The sequence below is a fragment of the Flavobacterium sp. genome, from assembly GCF_017744675.1.
Taxonomy (GTDB): domain Bacteria; phylum Bacteroidota; class Bacteroidia; order Flavobacteriales; family Flavobacteriaceae; genus Flavobacterium.
The window spans coordinates 49,812-70,181 of the sequence record NZ_JAGIAV010000006.1 but is presented as its reverse complement, the minus strand read 5'-3'; the positions used below and the strand labels follow the sequence as shown (position 1 = coordinate 70,181).

The following is a 20,370-nucleotide window of genomic DNA, read 5'->3' as shown; positions in this document are numbered from 1 at the left end:
AAAGCTTGGCGAACTTTTCATTTTAATAATTCTTACAAAAAAATCTTAGCGTGCTTTGCGTCAATCACAGCTCCCGATAGCTATCGGGATTGCAATAAACCTCTTTTAGCGATAATAAAAAACAAACCCGATAACTTTTTAGCCATCGGGTTTATTACCAAACTTAAACTTACTTAACTCAAAATATAACTTATAATCTTAACATTCTTAGAGCCTCAGAACCTTAGCATCTTAGAACCTTACTTCTCGATTGGAGTAAATTTTATAGCTGTTCCTCCTCCAGCTGCCAATTTGATATCTAAAACAGTATTGCTGTTTACTTTCTGTTTAGAGATTGCAACAGGATACGGATTTGTTTTATAATTTGCTCCAGGTCCGTCGGCATAGATTTCTGCTTCGTATTCTTTGTTTTTATCCAAAAATGAAAGCGCAACTTTTAAGTCTCTTGCATTTCTATTGGTAATAGAACCCAAATACCAATTTTTCTCGTCCCAGTCTTTACGAGCAATTGTAGTATACTCTCCAATTTTAGAATCTAAAACTTTGGTGTCAGACCAAGTGCAAGGCACCTCTTTTACGAATTGAAATTCAGGTTTTCCTTCATAGTTTTCAGGCAAGTCTGAAGCCATTTGCAACGGACTAAAAATAATGACATACAATGCCAATTGATTTGCCAAAGTTGTCTGCACTTTTGCACCAGAAGGCGTTTTGTAATCAAAATTGAAATTTCCTGGCGTGTAATCAAACGGTCCGGAGAGCATTCTTGTAAACGGCAAAGTAGTTAAATGTTCTGGTGTATTTCCTCCATCTACAGACCATGCATTATATTCTTGTCCGCGTCCGCCTTCTTGCGACATAAAGTTCGGATAGGTACGCTGTAAACCAGTTCCTTTCATTGGTTCGTGGTTATCGATCATGATATGGTATTTAGCAGCAGTTTCTATTACTTTTCTGTAATGACGTGCTCCATATTGGCTATCGTGCCATTCTTTTTTATCCAAATATTTGTTTACATAACCTGTTTTAACCGAGTTTACTCCCATTTTTTGATACAGTTTGAATGCATCTTCCAATTGGTTTTCGTAATTTTTGGTTGCTCCTGCCGTTTCGTGATGGCCGATTAAGCGAACATTTTTCATAGCCGCATATTTGGTAATTTCTTCCAAATTAAAATCGGGATAGGCTTTTGTAAAACTAAAAGCAGAACCATCCGCTGTCCAATCTCCATCCCAACCTTCATTCCATCCTTCAACCAAAACTCCGTCAAAATTATTTTTCGCGGCAAAATCTATGTATTCTTTTGTGTTTTTGGTTGTTGCACCATGTTTTGGCCCTTGTCCCCAAGTATATTTTTCTAAATGCATTCCCCACCAGATTCCGATATATTTTGAAGGTGTAATCCAAGATAAATCTTCAATTTTTGAAGGCTCGTTTAGATTTAGCATAATGGTTGAAGTTGCCACATCTCCTGGAGTTTGACCTACTACAATAGTTCTCCAAGGTGTTTTAAAAGGTGTTTCTGCATATACTTTTACACCATCTGCCCACGGCACTAAATCACTTTTGTATTGTTTGTCTGTAGTTTTTAAAAGCGTCATTGAGGCAAAATCTGTTAAGTTGGCTTCATGAATGGCTACATACAATTTATCTTTAGTTTCAAAAGTTGCAGGCGTATTAATGGTGTCTGTTTTGCTCATTAAGGTTTTGCGGTATTCGCTTTCGTAATAACTATTTTCACGGTGAACAGGAATCCACCAAACTTCGTTATTGTCTTTAAACGTAAACTGCGTTACTTCATTAGAAATTTTGACTTTTCCTAAATGAGGCTGTTTCGGAAATTCATAACGAAATCCTACTCCATCATCAAAAACTCTAAAGATAATATCAACCAAACGCTCTTCTCCTTTTGCTTCTTTTAAGTGAACAATAAGTTCGTTATGGTGATCTCTCACTTTTTTGAATTCGCCCCAAGGCTGTTCCCAAGTTTCATCTGCCGATTTTTCTTCTGTTGAAACAACTTCAAAACCATCGGTCATTTTGGCTAAACCTTGAAATTCAAATCCCATAAGAGAAGGCTCTATAACCGATTTTCCGTTTGAAGAAAAACTGTATTGAGGCTGTCCGGAAGGCGTTAGTTCAAAAGTTAATTCAGAGATCTTTTCAGGAGAACTGATTTTATACGTTTTTTTAGTACTGCATGCCATCACGAGCATCGAGGCAAAGGCTACTATACAGTATCTATATTTTCTGTTTTTCATTATTTAAATTGTATTAATTACAGCTCTATTTTATTTCGCTTATTATTTGTTTTGCTTTTGCTGGCTGCATCGAAACAAAATAATTAAACGCTTGGTCGAGTTTTTTCTGGGCTTCGATATTTCCTTTTTTCTGTACGCGTAAATCATACAATTTGCTTATATCTGGAAATACACTTTCTGTGTTTTTTACTCCAGCAAAAGTTTTTATTTTTTCGATAAAAGAATAGCCAAATTCAACTGTTGGCTCCACCATAGTTCCCTCTCCGAAATCATTCCATGTAATCAGCTGCAGGTAATTTACATTTGCATTTTTTGCCAAAGCAAGCGTTTCATCCAATGTCGCTCCGTTGTTGTGTTCAATCGTCCATCCTATAGCTGCACCACCTCCGCCTTCGGCATAAAAATCTTTAAAACCAGGATACGCGCTTCCCATTGCAACTCCTAACTTTGGTTTGGTATTGGTGTAGAAATTTGTTAGGAAACTGTTGTCTTTATACACCCACGCATATTCGCCAGAAGCATTTTCTCCTGCCATCGAAGAGTGATCCCAAAGTGTCAAGAAAGTTGGTTTTGCTGTTAAAGTATTAAAGACGTTTGTCCATTCAGCTGGGGTCTTTAATACAATTGGTCCAAAATTCATTAACAGTGGTTTTCCATTAATCTTGATATAATTAGCATCAGTAAAATAATTCTTTTCTACATAAGCCAAATCGGTTTTGGCCGCGCTGGTTACCGAAATTGCTTTTCCTGCATTAACAACATTGGTCAAAAATCGATCTTCGTAAACAATGGCATATTCTAAACCAACTTTGTCAAGCATTTCGATAAGCTGCTCTGTATTTTCTTTGACCATTCTGTAATCGTTCACATCATAAGTGCCGTACCAATCAATCAGAATTCCGTCAATTCCTGAATATTTCATCAACAGTAAATGATTTTCGATCACATTTTTATCTCCTGAGTGATAAGGTCCAATCAGCGGATAATAGTATGATGCAATTTCTCTTCGGCCGTTTGCTCCTACGCTGTTCGGATTTTTGTTTGCCATTGTCCAGTGATATCCCCATTTTTTATCGGCACTGCTTTCGTTGGTTTCAAACCACGGCATATAATGCATATAAATCTTGGTGCTGTTGGTTTTCTCAATCGCAACAGGGGCTGTTTTTTCTGGTTCTACTGGTTTGTCTGAGCCTTTGTCATCGCTGCTGCATCCGGCAACCATAGCAATGCTCATTAACCCAAAAACCAACGATGTGATATATCTTTTCATATTGAGAATATTTTATTTTTTAGCCACAGATTAAAAGATTAGAAAGGGATTTTTTTTTCAAATTAATAAGTCCCAGCGGGACGGTATATTTATAGAAAATCCATTCAGAATATCAAACGAACCCCAGCGGGGTGAAATATTATTACGTCTATATGCCGCTCCTATGGAGCTCTGCTTGTTATTCATAAATAATTCTATAAATATTTAGCTCCTCTGGAGCTTTTCATATGAATACTAAAAACCTTTGACAATCTTTTAAAACATGTCAGCCTTCCACGACTAACCAACATGGAAGACTGACACTTTAATAACCTAATACCCAGGATTCTGTTTTAGGTTTTTATTTGTTGTTAAAACGGTGCTTGGAATTGGAAAAATTGCTCTGTATTTCTCTGTTGGACCTTTTGACCACCATGGCAAAAAGAATGTTCCAAAACGGATATTATCTGTTCTTCTTCTTCCTTCAAATGTGAATTCTTTCAACAGTTCTTGATCTATAAACGCAAGGTCTATCGTTGCTGGCAATTCTTCGCCTGCACGAGCTGCCACTTGCTGTACAAATGGTCTGGCTAAATCTGGCGAACCTAAGCGAACATAACATTCTGCCTGCATCATTAAGATTTCTGAATAACGGATTAAAACAAAATCGTGATCACGCTCCCATTGTTCTCCTGCTTTCATTTCGTATTTATGCAAACGAACTCCTTCATTTTCTTTTGCATTTTCCAGACTTGTTAGATTTTCTGTGTATGTCAATGGTTCTCCGTTGTCCATAATAATCACAGATCCTGTTGCCAAATTGATCTGATCGCCCTCTAGCATACATTTTTTTCTTTTGTCTGTATCTGCAAAAGAAGAATACACTCCTGGCTGTGCGCACATTCCGTTTGCGCTCCAAGGATAATTGTTTGGAATTGCCGAAATAGCCAATTTTTGGTTGTAATGGCAAGACATGGAGTTCATGTAATTTCCAACTGTTCCTGCTTTTGAATCGTACGGAATCGCAAAAATAATTTCAGGAGAGGTTTGATTCTCGGTTACAAAGTTGGCAAAGAAATCTGGCGTTAAACTATATCCTGTAACTTTCTGGCACATATTGATGCAATCCTGCCAACGAGGTTGACCAATGAAGGCTTCTGAATTAAGATACAATCTAGCCAAAATAGAATAGGCTACATTTTTAGTCAATTTAGAATACACTGGATTTGGATTCAAATACGGAATAGCGTCTGTCAATTCTTTTTCAACAAAATCATAAACCTGTTTTCTTGTTGAATTGCTTGGAAGATCTGTATCTTCAAAATTGGTTACAATTGGCACATTTCCGAACAAATCTAAAAGATTGTAGTAATAATAAGCTCTAAGCGCTTTTAATTCTGCAAAAATCGGTTCTTTTGATTTTTCGCTAAGAGATGATTTGTTGATTTGATAAATGATTGCGTTGATCTTAGCAATTCCAGTGTAATTGTAACGCCAAGCCGAAAGAATCATTCTGTTATCTGCTTTCCAAGTATGTTTTTGGGCATCTTGGTATTGTCCGCCATCGTACCAGTTTGTACCTCTTGTCGGAATTGTAGCTTCATCTGAAACCACTTCATTCAAAAAGAAAACATATTCGCAAGTTGGAAAGTTATTTGAGATCGCATCAGAGAATCCTCTTAACGAAGAATAAGCTCCACCTACCAGCGCATCGATTTCTTTGGATGTATTTCCGAAATTTCCATCTTCTACCTGATCATACAACTGTTCGTTCAAATCAGTACATGATACCGTAAAAAGCATGCTTAAAAGTATTGCTGCTGTTATTTTGATTTTCATTGTTAATATTTTATGGTTAGCAAATTCGCTTAATTATTCAGCGTAAAATTTAATCCAACAGAAATTGTAGTTGGTCGAGGATAATTATTGTATTTATCAATACCAGGAGCCGCCAATCCCGTTTGATCTGCGCCGTCCTGAGCATTTAAACCAATCTCTGGATCTACACCTTTGTAACCTGTAATTACAAATAAGTTTTCGCCCATTACATACATTCTAAATTTAGATTTTTTGTATTTCAATGGTAAAGTATAACCAAAAGTCAAAGTTTGAAGTCTAAAGAAAGAAGCGTCTTCGATCCAGTAATCTGAATATTTAGGAGACGAAGTAATGCCGCTGCTTAAGAAAGAATCTGGCACATTAAAAGCTGGCAATCTGTTCGGATCGTTTAACATCATGTTTGTCGCATTTAAAGCTTTTTGGCCGAACATTCCGTATCCAGAAAATCCAAGATCAAAATTTCCATAAGTAAAATTCATTCCAATACCTAAAGTCAAATCTGGCTGAATGTTTCCTAAATCTGTTTTGTCCGCGTCAACCAATGCATTTTCAGCAACTACTTGCCCTGCCGCATTATAGTACTGTATTTTTCCGTTAGCATCTAAACCAGCATTTTTGAATCCCCAGAAGGTTCCAACAGGATATCCTTCAGCAATAATCTGAGAATATTGTCCCGACATACCTGCTAAACCGTGAAGAGATCCGCTGTAGATAACATCTGTTTTATAGGTTGGGTTTGACAATTTTTCAATTTTCTGAACGTTGTGTCCAAGAGTTAAATTAGCACTCCAATTGAATTTATCTCCTTTAATAATGTCAGCATTCAATGTTAACTCTACTCCTTTGTTTGACATTTCACCAACGTTTGCCAACATTGTTCCTACTAAATATGGAGGCTGAGGCACTTCATAAGTGTATAATAAATCTTTTGTTGTTTTAGAATACCACTCAAAAGATCCTGTAATTCTATTGAAAAGTCCGAAATCGAAACCAACGTTAACTTGCTCTGTAGATTCCCATTTCAAATCAGGATTCGGATTTTGTTTTGGAGAATAAGCCAAACTCCACGTTTTTGTAATTGGATCATAATAACTGTCGCTTCCAACTCCTAAAATAGAAAGCGATTTATACTCTCCAATTCCATCTTGATTTCCAGTAACTCCGTAACCAACTCTCAATTTCAAATTGTCTAACCAACCTTTTGAAGATTGCATAAATTCTTCGTTAGAAATTCTCCAAGCTGCTGAAGCCGAAGGGAAAGTTCCCCATTTATTATTTTCTCCAAAACGGCTTGATCCGTCACGTCTTACTGTTGCAGTCAATAAATATTTACCATCGTAACCATAGTTAGCACGAGCATAAAAAGACACTAAATTTGATTTTCCTTTGTATGAATACACATCGTTTAAGCGATAGTTGTAACCAGCTCCTAAATTATTATAACTGAAAGCATCTGTTACGAAACCTCCTCTTTGCGCTCCAAAACCTTGGTAGATATTTTCAAGGTAAGAATATCCAGCCAAAGCACTAATGTTATGCTTGTCAATTACTTTGCTGTAATTTACATATAGCTCGCCTTGTGCATTGGTATATTCTGCATACGTTCTTTGTGCAAATCCGCCTTCAGTCTGCCCTTCCATAACGGCATAAGATGGTTTGTAAGTACCTCCTTTTACAGCATTATGCTCCAACGAAATATTGGCTGTCGCAGTAAAGTCATTCAAGAATTTTACATCCGTTTTAAAGTAACCTAAAAGTCTGTGTCTTTCGTTATCAACAGTTCTGTTGGTTAAAATCTCAACTGGATTTTCGTAAATATTTCCTGTTACCACACTAAAATTTCCGTTGGCATCGTAAACCGGAATCGTTGGATTTAAGTTATAAGCTCTTTCAAAAATTCTGTAATCAATTGGGTGCCATTTGTCAATATTTGCAAATAATCCCATATCAAATTTCACTTCTTTGTTATCTCCAAGAAATTGGTAAGCACTAACATTTCCGCTTAATCTCTCCAAACCAGATCTTTTTATTACACCTTGATTGTTTAGGTAAGAAAGCGAAGTTCTAAAACCGCTGTCTGCTTTACCAGAATTAATGCTTAAAGTATGCGATTGAGAAATAGCAGTTTGTTCAATTGCTTTCTGCCAATTGGTATTTGCTCCATAATCTACCGCATCTGCAATTTGATTTTGACGAACATATCCTCTCCACTGATTTGCTGAAAGAAGATCCAAATTATCATTCACAAAGCCAACACCTGTTTGTCCGTTATACACAACAGAAACTCCTTTTGTTCCAGATTTTGTAGTAATCATAATTACCCCATTTGCTCCACGAGAACCATAAATTGCTGTCGCCGAAGCATCTTTAAGAACGTCAACCGACTTAATGTCTGAAGGCTGCACTACGTTAATATCAACTCCTGCAATACCATCGACCACAATTAGCGGACTGTTGCTTGCTGTTAAAGAAGTTCCTCCACGAAGACGGATTGTAGAACCCGCTGCTGGATCTCCAGAAGGGCGAATAATATTCAATCCTGCCACTTTTCCTTGCAAAACCTGCTCTGTAGAACCAATAGTTCCTTTTACTAAATCATCTGCTCCAACGGTAGAAATAGCTCCAGTCAAATCTGATTTTTTCACTTTTCCGTAACCTACAGAAACTACCTGAACTTCTGCCAATGTATATCCGTCATTTTGCAAGCGCACTTCATAATTAGAAGTATTTGCTGTAATCTGAACTTTTTGTGTTGTCGATCCGATAAACGAAACTTCGATCGCACTTCCTACGGCTACCTGAAGGCTAAATTTACCATCAAAATCTGTTGTAGTTCCGTTTTTAGTTCCTACTTCAATGATAGAAGCTCCTGGCAATACATTCCCTGTATTGTCATAAACAGTTCCTGATATCTTTTTCGTCTGCGCGAAAGAATTGGCAGTAAGAAAAAGCATAAATATCATCAATACCGCTGCCTTAGCAGTCCACATTTGATGCAGGACGCTTTTTGTATTTTTACTATTCATTAGAATTGGTGTTTTAATTTAATAGTGATTATTTATCTAAAGTTTTTAGCGGAATCGTCGTATCCGAAATCGTTTTGTCTTTATTGTCTTTTACTAAAACATGGATTTCGCTTAAGTTTGGAACTCCGTTTAATTCTGATACTAAATTGACAAAACCTTTAATTTCTGAAGTTCCTCCAGTAAACTCACCAGAAATTGTTTTTGGTCCAGCAGTAATCTTATAGATCAATTTGTTTACTCCTACCTCATTGTTTTTTCTTGACATTCCAAGAAAATCTTTCTGACTAATTTGGGATGGGAAGAATGCAAAACTTGGTGGCGGTGGCGGAATAAATTCTCCTGCATAAATAACCTGATCGCCAGAATTTGCCGTCCAATTCTCTGCTACCATCAGAAAATTTATCTTCTCCATAACGAAGCCATCTGGCGCATTGAAGTATTGCTTAGGAATAAAATCCATTTTGTAAAAACCATTGCCTAAGTCTTTTAATTTTGTTTTTGCTGCAACCTCAGGTTTTGCAGCTTCATACATTTGCTGAATAGCCCAGTCATTTAAACCACCATGCATGTGTACGCTTGGAGTACCCGCAAATGCAGGATTAAGATTTGCATTAAACAAAATACTTACTGGTTTATCAATTAAAGGTTTTGTTGGATAGGATCTAAATAATTCTCCTGAAGTATAAAATGAAGAAAAATCAGTATACTTCATATTGGCAACTTCACTTTGTTTAGATCCGTTTTTGTTTTTTAAACGAAACCAAAATCCATCACTTGCTGCAATTTGTTCTGGAGTTTTAGAAAAATAAAGGGTCGGAGTTAAAGTAAAACTCCAGATTTTATTTCCTTCGTATTTCAGTTTTGCAAAATCTGATGAGTTTTCCCAGTGTCCAGCATCTGGTTCAGATGGAGACCAGATCCAGATGTATAAATCTTCTGTTTCGGCAAATGTAGATGCCGACATATCAAAATACCAAGTAACTTGTTCATCATATTTGTACACAACAGGAAATGATGACATTGCTCCTACAGATCCAGCAGCTTCTTGTGCCTGAATAAAATTAGGAGCCATCAACAGGGCAAGTAAAATTGTATATATAAACTTTTTCATATTACTTTTTAATTAATAGCATTTAATTTAAACACATAAGACACGAAATCTATACCGCCAGAAGAATGAGCCAATTGAAGCTGCATTTCCTTGCTTTTACCTGGAACCGAAATCAATCTCAATTCATCTGTTTTCTGCGTTTTCTGCGCATCGCTATACAAGTAGATTTTTGTGCCAACACCGTTGGTCTGCTGAAAATCTGAGCTAAGTGCCCAATATCCTTTTGGAGCAAATAACGGAGGGACATCTCCTGTTACTTCATAACTTGTAGGTTTGTTGTTTCCGTCTACGTTAAATTTGATTTTAAAATCTTCGTAGTTGAAATACGTACTCAAGTTTTCTTCGTTTGGTTCGATCTTATTTGCTTTCGCAACTTCATCTACCATTTTCAGATTTGTTAATCCCCAATTTCCATTTACTTTTTCATAAAGGGTAATTGGTTCTACATAGCTTCCGTCGTCTGTGTTATCGCATCCGATAGCAAAAAAACACATCATAAAAGCTAGCCAATAAAGACTTTTACATTTCATAAATTTTTGGTTTTCGTTAGTTTGTTATCCCCTTCAAAAGGATACAGCGAAACTAGACCTTAAATAAATCCTAAAAAAAAAATCTGAGAAAAATCAAGATGAAATCGAACCAAATAAATACACAAATAATTAAAAATCAAATACTTAAAAATAAATCGATAAGTAAAAAATCAAGACGGTGTTTAGATAAAAATTGGCCATTTTTAAATGGTAAAAATGACAATATGCAAAATAATAAGGATATTTTTTTCACTATGCGTATATATAAGTAGTTTTTATTGTATAATTGCAAATAAATTACCCATTTTTAACACTTACAGCTTATTTTCACTCCGAAAATCCCCCTTCAAAGCTATCTTTTTAAACAATTACAAGATTCTAGAAAAACAAGTTTGGCTTAATCTCAAACTTATTCTTAATTTTAAAATCGAATTAACTAACTATATCATCAACTACCTTTTTCCCTAAACCAAAACAAAATCATGCAAAGAATATTGATGCTGCTTTTCTTCTTAGGAGGATTTTCTCTTACTGCAAAAGAGACTAATCCTTATTTAGAAGAATTAGACCAGGCACTCTTAAAAAAAGAGGTTTACCTGAAACAGAAATATAAAAAAATAGGAGATTTAAAGAAAAATCTCTCCAAGTATACGCTCAACCAAAACAATGAAGAACTTTACAATTGTTATATGGCATTGTTTGACGAATACAAATCATTTAAATATGATTCTGCTTATTACTATCTGGAACAGTCCAAAATCAAGGCCAAAACTCTAAAAGATCCAAAGTTTTTATCTAAAAGCCGAATCAAAGAAGGTTTTGTGTTGTTATCTTCTGGTCTTTTTAAAGAAGCGATTGATACCTTAAATGTAATAGATGATAGTAAACTCGATATCAAACATAAATTTGAATACTATAGCATAAAAGCCCGTGCTTATTATGATTTAGCCGATTACAGCAGTGATCAGCGCTTTAATATTCATTACATACAGCAGGGAAATCATTTCTTGAAGAAAGCTTTAGAATTAATCGGAACCAATACAAACGAATATTGGGCAGCAGAAAGTTTAAAGCGCTTGAAACAACAAGATTGGCGAGGTGCCGAATTTGCTTTCAGCTATTGGATTAACAATTATAATCTGCCTCCTGATTATTACGGAATAGCCACTTCAAGCCTCGGGTATATTTATTCTGAACGGGGTTATACCAAAAAGGCTATCCAGTATTTGGCTCTTGCTGCAATCGCTGATGTTAAAAACGCTACTAGAGAAACCGTGGCACTTCGAAATTTAGCGAATGAGCTTTTTAAAATGGGCTATTTGGATAAAGCCAACGAATACATCAATATTGCAATGGACGATGCTACTTTTTATAATGCGAGACATCGAAAAATTGAGATTTCGTCGATTCTTCCGATTATTGAAAAGGCCCAGCTGAATAATGTAAAAGATAAAAATGATAAACTGGAGAAGATTATTATTCTCTTGACGATTCTTACCGTCATTATTTTCGTTTTTCTTGGCATTATTTTCAAACAATTAAAAGAGAAAAATAAAGCCAGAAAAATTATGGCCGATTCGTACTTGAAATTGCAGGAAATGAATGTGAGCCTGAGTGAAGCAAATGCTATTAAAGAAGAATACATTACTTATTTTATCAAAGCAACTTCGGCGTTTATTAATAAAATTGATCATATTCAGAAAAGTACGCTGCATAAAATCATCACCAAAAAAACAGATGAAGTTATTGCCAGTTTAAAACGTTATAATGTGAAGGAAGAAAGAGAAAATCTTTTCCATCAGTTTGATGAAATTTTCTTAAAACTGTTCCCAACATTCGTTACCGATTTCAACAACTTATTTCCGAATGATCACAAATCTATTGTCAAAAAAGGCGAGCTTCTAAATACGGAATTGCGAATTTTTGCCCTTTATAGACTCGGAATTCAAGACAGCAGCCAAATGGCAGAATTCCTTGAACTCTCTGTAGCTACAATTTATACCTACAAAACCAGAATTAAAAGCAAATCTGATTTTAAAGATACTTTTGAGCAAAAGATTATGGAAATTAAGACTATTTAAGTTACTGAGATGCTAAGGTTCTAAGATGCTGAGTTTTTTTTGCCACGACCCGAGCGATAGCGAATAGGCGAAGCAATTCACGAATTTTTGTTTTTAAAATGATACGTGAAATTTATGGACGATAATTGCACGAATTGATTGGAAAATAGAAAATTCGTGAATTCGTGGCTATTTTTTTTTTTATGATGAAATGAGCAATGCCACAAAAAGCTCCAGAGGAGCTTAATATTTATAGAAAAAAAAGCAACACCCCATCAGTAAAGCTCCAGCGGAGCGGCATATAAATTTAAATATGTCGCTCCGCTGGAGCTTTTTTATTTCACACAAATATCTCTTTTCTATAAATATTTCGTCCCGCTGGGACTATTTTTTTTTTAGCCACAAATTCACGAATTTTTATTTTAAAATGATACGTGAAATTTATGCGCAATAATTGCACGAATAGATTAAAAAAGAAAATTCGTGAATTCGTGGCGGAAAAAAAATTATTCGGCAGATTCTAGCTGCAAAATGGTATTCTGATAAATCTTGCTCAATGAAAACAACTGCTCTGCAAAAATCATAAGCGCGATTGGAATAAAAAAGAACATCAATAAGCCTCTCTCGTATAAAAAATAGGTCGAAATCATGGCGAGACGAGTATATTCTAAATAATAAATCCATTTGCGTTGTTCGAGCAAAGCTCCACAATTGATTAAAGTTAGAATCACCAGCGAAAGCACAAATATCTTATCGTAGCTTTGCAAATAATCAAAATAATAAGTGAAAACAGTTAGGATAAGCGTGCAGATCCCTAATTGGATATAAAGGTAATTTTTAAATCGAAGTCTTTGATTTGGCGCTGCTTTATCCTGAAGAAAACGCTTTTCTAGAATCGGACGAATATCCTGATCCATATCGGCTGGACTTCCGAAAACAGCTTTCCATCTGTTTTTGAATCCGCTAGAGCGTTTCCATAATTCGTAGATTTCGAAGTAATAATGAAAATGCTGCCATAAGAAACTATAGCTTTTTAGCGGATGCGTTAGTCCGTATTTTGGTTTTTCCTCTTCCGTTTGGAAAGTTCCGAAAAGGCGATCCCAAAACGTAAACATATCACCGTAATTTTTGTCTAAGTATTTTTCATCAGAAGCATGATGAACCCCATGAACCGAAGGCGTTACAAATACATACTCGAGCCATTTTATTTTTCCGATAAGCTGTGTATGAGTAAAGAACGAATAAGCTCCGTGAACAATTAACATCGTAATAACCATAGTAGGATGAAACCCAATTAAAGGCAGAACGCACCAAAATCCCGTTCGAACAATCGCTTGAAATGTCGTAATTCTGGCTGCCGCCGTAAAATTAAATTCTTCGCTATGATGATGCACAATGTGGGCTGCCCAGAAAAAATTGACTTCATGCCCTAATCTATGGTACCAATACCAGACAAAATCGGTAGCGAGAATAAGCGCAAACCAAACCAAAGCATTGCTTGGAATCTCAAATATTCTATAATCGTCATAAATCAAATAATACAACTGATAAAAACTGGCTGCGACAAATAAGTTAATCAAACGCTCTGCAATTCCGATGGAAATATTAGAAACAGAGCTTTCGTAATTAAAAATTTCAGGCCTTTTTCTGCGTTGAGCAAGCTTATATTCTAAAAATAAAAAAAGAAAAAAGGCCGGCATAGCAAATGCTAGAAAATTGATGTTTTTCATTGAAATGATACTTTTCGATTCTAAAAATTATACTTAAAAGCTCAAACGAAAAAGACACTTCCATCAATTACGTTTTTCTAGGAGAGACAAAAAATGTAATCAACGAAAATGATCTTTTACGGATAAACCTGATTTTTAATTCTGCTTAAATAAAGGAGCTTCTAGTGCTACTTCTTTAACCGATTGTGTTTCGGCTACTTTTTTCAAAGCAATAACATAAGCCGCAATACGAGGCGTTATATTGTGTTTTACTGCAACTCTAAAAACAGTATCAAAACCTTTCTCTAAAATATCCTCCAAACGTTTATTAATCTGGCTGATTCTCCAAGACTCCAAAAGCGAATTCTGAAGCCATTCGAAGTAAGAAACGGTCACACCACCTGCATTGGCCAAAATATCAGGCACAACTAATATATTTTTTTCATGCAAAATCTGATCTGCATCTGAAGCAACTGGACCATTGGCCCCTTCAACAATAATTCTTGCTTGAATGTCTTTTGCATTTTTCTGTGTAATCACATCTTCTTTCGCAGCTGGAATCAAGACATCAACATCTAAAAGCAATAAATCTTCGTGTTTTATAGCAACCGAATTCGGATAGCCTTTTATGGTTTTGTTGTTTAGATTGTAATACAAAATCAATTCTGGAATATTAATCCCGTTCGGATTGTAAAATGCTTCCGAAACATCACTCACAGCTACAATCTTTACTCCCTTTTCATGAAGGAATAAAGCCGAGTGCAATCCAACATTTCCAAATCCTTGAATTGCTGCAGTAGCTCTCGCAGGTCTTATTCTTAATTTTTCCAGTGCCAAAAGCGTAATAATACTTACACCTCTTCCTGTTGCTTCTACTCTTCCTAGAGATCCGCCAGAGTGGAGATGTTTTCCAGTTACTACCGCATGAATTGGTCTTCCGTGCAATAGCGAAAATTCATCCATCAGCCAGCCCATTTCGTCTGGACCTGTTCCCATGTCTGGAGCTGGAACATCCTTTTCTGGTCCGAAAATATCGGCTAAAGTTTTGGTGTATGCTCTTGTAATTTTTTCTAATTCCGTTTTAGAATGGTTTCTCGGATCGCAAATGATGCCGCCTTTTGCTCCACCAAATGGAATTCCGGTTACAGCAGATTTCCAGGTCATCCAGGCGGCAAGTGCTTTTACTTCGTCCAGATTTACAGCAGTATCATAACGAATTCCACCTTTTGAAGGCCCTAAAGCGGTGTTGTGAATAACACGGTATCCTTCAAAATTCTGAACGTTTCCGTTATCCAATGTGATAGAAAAGTTTACTGTGATTTGTTTTTCTGGGCGCTGCAATTTTTGTCTGATAGAATCATCTAGATTTAAAATATCTGCAGCGATATTAAAGCGATCAATCATGGATTGAAACGGATTATGTTTTATAATTTCTGAGCTCATAATATATAGTTTTTAGGTTTGGGTTATCTTTTTATATTTAGTGATCTTCTTTTCTTTTGAAGATGCTTTCTCTTTTATTCTTTCAATTTAGATGCAACACGGAATTTTGATCAGGCAGCGGCGCATCAAAATTTTCATATTTCTGTTGGTTCTCATATCTCGATTTTTTAATGATTCAAAAAAAAGCCTTTCATGGTGCAATGAAAGGCTAAAAAAAAAATAACTAACAAGTACTTTCTCTATTAACGCCATTTCAAAACGTGATTCATCATACAGCACATCGCAAAGCTGCATGGAAAAGACGTTTTAATATTTCGGCTATAGTTTTTCATTGTTGAGACAAAGCTACAAAAATATATTTATAAATTCTATAGAATTAGTCGAGTTTATTTTGACCAAAATTAAACAATCCCATTAAAACACCTGTAAACTAAAGGATTACGTATTAAAAAAAATTACTGTAATTGTGAAAAAACGATAAAAACAACGGCAATTAAAGCCAAAACCAATCCCAAAATATTAATTTTAGATAGTTTTTCTTTGAAGAAAAAAGCACCAATAATGGTTCCTAAAATAATGACTCCCATGTTCATTCCAGCAAAAACCGTAGACGGATTTTCTGCAAATGCTTTATGCGCTTTTAAATAGAATAAAATATTCCCGAAGTTGAAAACTCCAACCAAAATTCCAAAAGGAATGCTTTTTACAGAAAAACTCTCTTTAGCTATAAGTAATTTATACAATACTATTGCAACAGAAACAACAAAAGCAATTAGAAAGACAAAAAATAAAGATGTTGTATAAGGAGCAACAGTATATAAAGCTATTTTCTTGAAAAGAATGTCGATAATTCCAAAACCAAATAACACAACAGCTGGATAAATCCATTTGTTTTCCGCATTATCTGAAGGCTTTTTAAGAATGCATAAAAGCGCCACAAAACCAACTAAAACCCCAATAACTTTATAAGTATTAAATCCTTCATTAAACAAAAGCCAAGCCGCGAGAATCGGAATAAAAAGTGATAATCGTTGCGCTGCATCGGTTTTTGCAATTCCCATATATTTTATAGAAAGCGCTAGAAATAGAAATAAAATAGGAAGCAAAATTCCAACTGCGGTATAAATTTCTAATGGCGCATTATCGTCTAATGCATTAAGATCTGGACTAAAAGTAATATAACAAAGAGTTATCGCCGCGATATAATTGAAAGAAATGATTTGCGAAGGATTAGCATTATATTTTCTTGAAATTTTGAAAATAACGCCCACAATAACACTGCAAAGAATACTTAATATAAGGAATAACATAAATTTATTTTTGGATTGTAAAAGTAACTATTGTAAAATAAAAAAGCCTAGCCGGTTTTAAAAAACCAGCTAGACCAGATTATATTTCCAAACGTTGGGCAAAATAAAATCTAATTTGATCTGCCAAAATCTTTTTATCCCGATAGTTATCGCGAGCGTTAAATAATTTCATGCTTAGATTTTTCACGCAGATTACGCAGATTGAAGCAGATATTATACCGATCAATTTTAGACTAATGATTAGATTTTAAAAAATTACTTTAGTCAAAGTATTAAACTCAATTATCTCTTTTAGAATTTACTAATGTAACTCCCGTAAATATCTCTAAATTGATTTCCTTTTGCAAAACGATCTTTGCTCAGCTTTTTATATTCAACCAATCCCCAAAGAATGAATTCTTTCATAAAATAAGCATCTTCCTTTGCTAATTGAGGCTGGTATTTTTTCAATAATTCGTCTAATGGCGTAACTTCGTCTAAAATACTTTTGTATTCCTTATCGGAAGCATCGTCTAGCAATTCGAAACCGCTTTCCGCGAAAAACCATTCTACGACATCAGAATATGGCGTTTTTTCGTCTGGTTTTTCTAATTTTTCGATTTTAGGAAAGTATTCTGGAAACAAAGTTCTAATAGCAGAACCGATCAAACTTTCAGCTACAACATCGGCTCCCTCCTGCTCTCCTTCATACACCAATTCTACTTTTCCTGTAATAGCTGGAATGATTCCGACAAAATCTGATAAACGCAAGGTTGTTTTATCAACACCCGAAATCAAAGCACGACGTTCGGCAGTACTAATCAGGTTTTCAAATGCTGTAATACTCATTCTCGCACTCACTCCGCTTTTATTGTCGATATATTCGCTTTCACGTGCTTCAAAACTAATCTGTTCTAAAATATCCCTCGCCAAACTCGGAACATACACCACATCCGTTTGATTCTTATCTAACTTAGATTCCTGTTCGGTAATCGTTCTGGCAATCTCGATACTTTCTGGATAATGCGTTAAAATCTGCGAACCTATTCTATCTTTCAAAGGCGTTACAATACTTCCTCTATTGGTATAATCTTCTGGATTTGCTGTGAAAACAAATTGCATATCGAGAGGCATTCTCAACTTGAAACCTCTAATTTGAATATCGCCTTCCTGCAAAATATTGAATAAAGCAACTTGAATTCTAGCCTGTAAATCAGGCAATTCGTTAATTACAAAAATGCAGCGATTTGCTCTCGGAATCATTCCGAAGTGAATTACACGATCGTCTGCATAAGACAGTTTTAGATTGGCCGCTTTAATCGGGTCAACATCTCCAATTAAATCGGCAACAGTTACGTCTGGAGTGGCGAGTTTTTCGAAAAAGCGCTCGCTTCTGTGCAACCATGAAATCGGAGTTTCGTCACCTTTCTCAGCAATTAAATCCTTCGCAAAACGGGAAATCGGATTTAACGGATCGTCATTAATTTCCGATCCTTCCACAAACGGAATATATTCGTCTAACAATTCGACCATTTTTCGCGCCAAACGAGTTTTCGCCTGTCCGCGAAGTCCAAGTAAATTGATATTATGACGAGATAAGATCGCACGTTCCAGTTCTGGAATTACCGTATTTTCAAATCCGTGAACCCCTTCAAAAACAGGTTTCCCCGATTTGATTTTCTCACGAAGATTATTACGCAATTCATCCTTTATGCTTGTACTTTTATATCCAGCGGCTTTTAATTGACCTAATGTCTTTATAGTATTTATTTCCATTGTATTGAAATGTAAATTTTATTATTTGTTTTGTTTTTTTTGAAAGGAAAAACATTTTGTCTTCACTTTGTGTTAGACGCACTGCAGTGCGTCTCTACGATATGCGTTGTGGTTATATTTCAATCTTGCGTTAGACGCACTGCAGTGCGCCTCTACAATATGCATTATGTTTAGAAACCTTTGTCACTTTGTCACTTTGTACCTCAGAACCTTAGCATCTTAGCACCTCAGAACCTTTATCGAACCCTTTTCTTCCTATTCGCTTCATAATCCTCAAAAATCATTTCGCCTAAACCTTTCAATCCGGTATAAAATGCTTTTCCTTGATTGGCCTCAGTAAACTGATTTACAAAACGCTGTAAATAAGGATCTCTAGCAATCATAAAAGTAGTAATCGGAATATGAAGTTTTCTAGCTTGTTGCGCTTGCGTGTAACATTTGTCGACAATATATTCATCTAAACCATTACTATTCATATAATAAGAACCATCACGTTCGCGAACACAACTTGGTTTTCCATCCGTAATCATAAAAATCTGCTTGTTGGTATTTCGCTTTCTGCGAAGAATATCCATCGCCAATTGCAAACCCGCAACTGTATTGGTATGATAAGGTCCAACTTGCAAATAAGGCAAATCTTTGATTGGAATAGTCCAAGCATCATTTCCGAAAACCAAAATATCGAGTGTGTCTTTAGGATATCTAGTGGTAATTAATTCTGCCAAAGCCATCGCGACTTTTTTCGCAGGCGTAATTCGGTCTTCGCCATACAAAATCATACTATGGCTGATATCGATCATTAGAACGGTACTCATTTGTGCTTTGTACTGCGCTTCTTCTACAACCAAATCATTTTCGGTCAGCATAAAACTTTCAACTCCGTTATTAACTTGAGCATTTCGAAGACTTTCAGTTAGCGAAATTCTTTCTAGACTATCTCCAAAATTAAACTCACGGAATTCGCCAGTATGTTCATCGCCATTTCCTGCATGTTTTGTTTTATGGCTTCCGCTTCCAGATCTTTTCAAATTTCCGAAAATCTGATCTAAAGCTTGTTGTCTAATGGCACGTTCGGTTTTTGCAGTTATTCCAAAACCATTACTTCCATCGCCTTTTACTTCATCTCTGATGTATCCTTTTTTCTTCAGGTCTTCGATAAAATCGTCAATAGTATAATTTTCGTCGGTAAGTTTATATTCTTTGTCCAGCTCCCGAAGCCAGTTGATTGCTTCATCAAAATCGCCCGAAGTATGGGTGATTAACTCTTTAAAAATCGTAAAAAGTTTGTCAAACGGAGACTGAAAAGGAGCTTCGTAAGTCTTAAAATAAAAGCCTTTTTTAAATTCGTTTTTCATAATTCTAAAATTACATCTTTTTGGAATTATGAAAAACGAAACGTTTATTAATTTTTAGTTAAAATATTCAACCAAAAATCAGGACTAACAGTGTTAGATGTGATAATTATTCAAACTTTCCATCCAAATAAAACCAAGCGCCATTTTCAAATTTAAAAGTAGAAAATTCATAATGCACTTGCGGTTTATTATCTGAATCTAGAAAGTAAGCTTTGAATTCGACTGTATTTTCAGAAGAACTCAAAATCTCCAATTTTTGCCATTTATTAGAAACAGCCCATCTTAAAATCTCTGATTTCGAATAGTATTTTCGTTCCGAAACATAAGTGGTTTCCATTAGATAATCGGCATTATGCGTAGCGTACGCCGAATATCTAGATCGCATTAAACTTAATGCTGACGGCGCTTTTTGGTTATTGTTTAAATATAATCCGCAACAATTTTCAAAAGGCAGTCCTGTATCGCAAAAGCATTTTTTATTCTCCATCAACTGGCTCTTCTCCATTAATTTTAACGTGAAGCTGATTCAATAAAACTTGATAACGGGTTATTTCGCGAACTTCTTCATCTTCTTCAGTAAAATCAATCATTTCGTCTAATGTTTCGCTTACTTCCAATAATTTGTTGTTTGCTTCTCTATCATTTTTCGCAGCAATCAAATCAATGATTTCCTGTACGTTTGCTTTTAATTCTTCGAATTTACTATTCATGGGTTCTTTTGTTGT

14 protein-coding genes are annotated in these 20,370 nt (G+C 35.4%); 1 reads left to right on the top strand and 13 read right to left on the bottom strand.

From position 1 onward, the window contains the following. Positions 1-239: 239 nt before the first annotated feature. The 6 genes from J7574_RS19145 to J7574_RS19120 all read right to left on the bottom strand — a co-directional run bounded on the left by J7574_RS19145 (position 240) and on the right by J7574_RS19120 (position 10,013). On the bottom strand, positions 240-2,258 hold the full coding sequence (locus tag J7574_RS19145; RefSeq protein ID WP_290972427.1) for a glycoside hydrolase family 97 protein: 2,019 nt from the start codon (positions 2,256-2,258) through the stop codon (positions 240-242). Positions 2,259-2,283: 25 nt separating this feature from the next. After that, the gene (locus J7574_RS19140; RefSeq protein WP_290972424.1) at positions 2,284-3,528 is read right to left on the bottom strand and encodes a glycoside hydrolase family 71/99-like protein; all 1,245 of its coding nucleotides are present in this window, start codon (positions 3,526-3,528) and stop codon (positions 2,284-2,286) included. A 312-nt stretch (positions 3,529-3,840) separates the two neighbouring features. Further along, entirely contained in the window at positions 3,841-5,346 is a 1,506-nt protein-coding gene (locus J7574_RS19135) for a RagB/SusD family nutrient uptake outer membrane protein (protein ID WP_290972421.1), read from the bottom strand. A gap of 29 nt (positions 5,347-5,375) precedes the next feature. Beyond that, positions 5,376-8,372: a TonB-dependent receptor gene (locus tag J7574_RS19130; protein ID WP_290972420.1), complete on the bottom strand. Its 2,997-nt coding sequence runs from the start codon at positions 8,370-8,372 to the stop codon at positions 5,376-5,378. Positions 8,373-8,400: 28 nt separating this feature from the next. After that, positions 8,401-9,483: a hypothetical protein gene (locus J7574_RS19125; RefSeq protein WP_290972418.1), complete on the bottom strand. Its 1,083-nt coding sequence runs from the start codon at positions 9,481-9,483 to the stop codon at positions 8,401-8,403. A gap of 8 nt (positions 9,484-9,491) precedes the next feature. Further along, positions 9,492-10,013, bottom strand: coding sequence for a DUF5004 domain-containing protein (locus tag J7574_RS19120; RefSeq protein WP_290972415.1), 522 nt, complete (start codon positions 10,011-10,013; stop codon positions 9,492-9,494). A gap of 482 nt (positions 10,014-10,495) precedes the next feature. Between J7574_RS19120 and J7574_RS19115 the strand changes: the two genes are divergently transcribed. Then, the gene (locus J7574_RS19115; protein WP_290972412.1) at positions 10,496-12,094 is read left to right on the top strand and encodes a DUF6377 domain-containing protein; all 1,599 of its coding nucleotides are present in this window, start codon (positions 10,496-10,498) and stop codon (positions 12,092-12,094) included. A 485-nt stretch (positions 12,095-12,579) separates the two neighbouring features. Here J7574_RS19115 and J7574_RS19110 read toward each other — a convergent pair whose 3' ends face one another. The 7 genes from J7574_RS19110 to J7574_RS19080 all read right to left on the bottom strand — a co-directional run bounded on the left by J7574_RS19110 (position 12,580) and on the right by J7574_RS19080 (position 20,355). Then, positions 12,580-13,803, bottom strand: coding sequence for a sterol desaturase family protein (locus tag J7574_RS19110; protein WP_290972410.1), 1,224 nt, complete (start codon positions 13,801-13,803; stop codon positions 12,580-12,582). Positions 13,804-13,938: 135 nt separating this feature from the next. Beyond that, the gene (locus tag J7574_RS19105; RefSeq protein ID WP_290972407.1) at positions 13,939-15,225 is read right to left on the bottom strand and encodes a Glu/Leu/Phe/Val dehydrogenase; all 1,287 of its coding nucleotides are present in this window, start codon (positions 15,223-15,225) and stop codon (positions 13,939-13,941) included. A 455-nt stretch (positions 15,226-15,680) separates the two neighbouring features. Next, positions 15,681-16,535 (bottom strand): EamA family transporter, encoded by an 855-nt coding sequence (locus J7574_RS19100; RefSeq protein WP_290972404.1) that lies wholly within the window; start codon positions 16,533-16,535, stop codon positions 15,681-15,683. A gap of 291 nt (positions 16,536-16,826) precedes the next feature. Further along, positions 16,827-18,290, bottom strand: a complete 1,464-nt coding sequence (locus tag J7574_RS19095; RefSeq protein WP_290972401.1) for a magnesium chelatase — start codon at positions 18,288-18,290, stop codon at positions 16,827-16,829. 236 nt (positions 18,291-18,526) lie between these two features. Beyond that, a complete protein-coding gene (locus J7574_RS19090) occupies positions 18,527-19,645 on the bottom strand; it encodes a VWA domain-containing protein (protein ID WP_290972398.1) in 1,119 nt (372 codons plus the stop codon). Between the two features lie 106 nt (positions 19,646-19,751). Next, the gene (locus J7574_RS19085; RefSeq protein WP_290972395.1) at positions 19,752-20,150 is read right to left on the bottom strand and encodes a YchJ family metal-binding protein; all 399 of its coding nucleotides are present in this window, start codon (positions 20,148-20,150) and stop codon (positions 19,752-19,754) included. Then, the gene (locus tag J7574_RS19080) at positions 20,122-20,355 is read right to left on the bottom strand and encodes a hypothetical protein (RefSeq protein WP_290972392.1); all 234 of its coding nucleotides are present in this window, start codon (positions 20,353-20,355) and stop codon (positions 20,122-20,124) included. The genes J7574_RS19085 and J7574_RS19080 overlap by 29 nt, the downstream gene beginning before the upstream one ends. Positions 20,356-20,370 lie beyond the last annotated feature (15 nt).

What these genes read in the sequence shown, in the direction of transcription:
- J7574_RS19085 (WP_290972395.1), bottom strand. Translation starts at nt 20,150, where the DNA reads ATGGAGAAGAGCCAGTTGATGGAGAATAAAAAATGCTTTTGCGATACA.
- J7574_RS19110 (WP_290972410.1), bottom strand. Translation starts at nt 13,803, where the DNA reads ATGAAAAACATCAATTTTCTAGCATTTGCTATGCCGGCCTTTTTTCTT.
- J7574_RS19095 (WP_290972401.1), bottom strand. Translation starts at nt 18,290, where the DNA reads ATGGAAATAAATACTATAAAGACATTAGGTCAATTAAAAGCCGCTGGA.
- J7574_RS19120 (WP_290972415.1), bottom strand. Translation starts at nt 10,013, where the DNA reads ATGAAATGTAAAAGTCTTTATTGGCTAGCTTTTATGATGTGTTTTTTT.
- J7574_RS19100 (WP_290972404.1), bottom strand. Translation starts at nt 16,535, where the DNA reads ATGTTATTCCTTATATTAAGTATTCTTTGCAGTGTTATTGTGGGCGTT.
- J7574_RS19090 (WP_290972398.1), bottom strand. Translation starts at nt 19,645, where the DNA reads ATGAAAAACGAATTTAAAAAAGGCTTTTATTTTAAGACTTACGAAGCT.
- J7574_RS19130 (WP_290972420.1), bottom strand. Translation starts at nt 8,372, where the DNA reads ATGAATAGTAAAAATACAAAAAGCGTCCTGCATCAAATGTGGACTGCT.
- J7574_RS19135 (WP_290972421.1), bottom strand. Translation starts at nt 5,346, where the DNA reads ATGAAAATCAAAATAACAGCAGCAATACTTTTAAGCATGCTTTTTACG.
- J7574_RS19080 (WP_290972392.1), bottom strand. Translation starts at nt 20,355, where the DNA reads ATGAATAGTAAATTCGAAGAATTAAAAGCAAACGTACAGGAAATCATT.
- J7574_RS19125 (WP_290972418.1), bottom strand. Translation starts at nt 9,483, where the DNA reads ATGAAAAAGTTTATATATACAATTTTACTTGCCCTGTTGATGGCTCCT.
- J7574_RS19115 (WP_290972412.1), top strand. Translation starts at nt 10,496, where the DNA reads ATGCAAAGAATATTGATGCTGCTTTTCTTCTTAGGAGGATTTTCTCTT.
- J7574_RS19145 (WP_290972427.1), bottom strand. Translation starts at nt 2,258, where the DNA reads ATGAAAAACAGAAAATATAGATACTGTATAGTAGCCTTTGCCTCGATG.
- J7574_RS19140 (WP_290972424.1), bottom strand. Translation starts at nt 3,528, where the DNA reads ATGAAAAGATATATCACATCGTTGGTTTTTGGGTTAATGAGCATTGCT.
- J7574_RS19105 (WP_290972407.1), bottom strand. Translation starts at nt 15,225, where the DNA reads ATGAGCTCAGAAATTATAAAACATAATCCGTTTCAATCCATGATTGAT.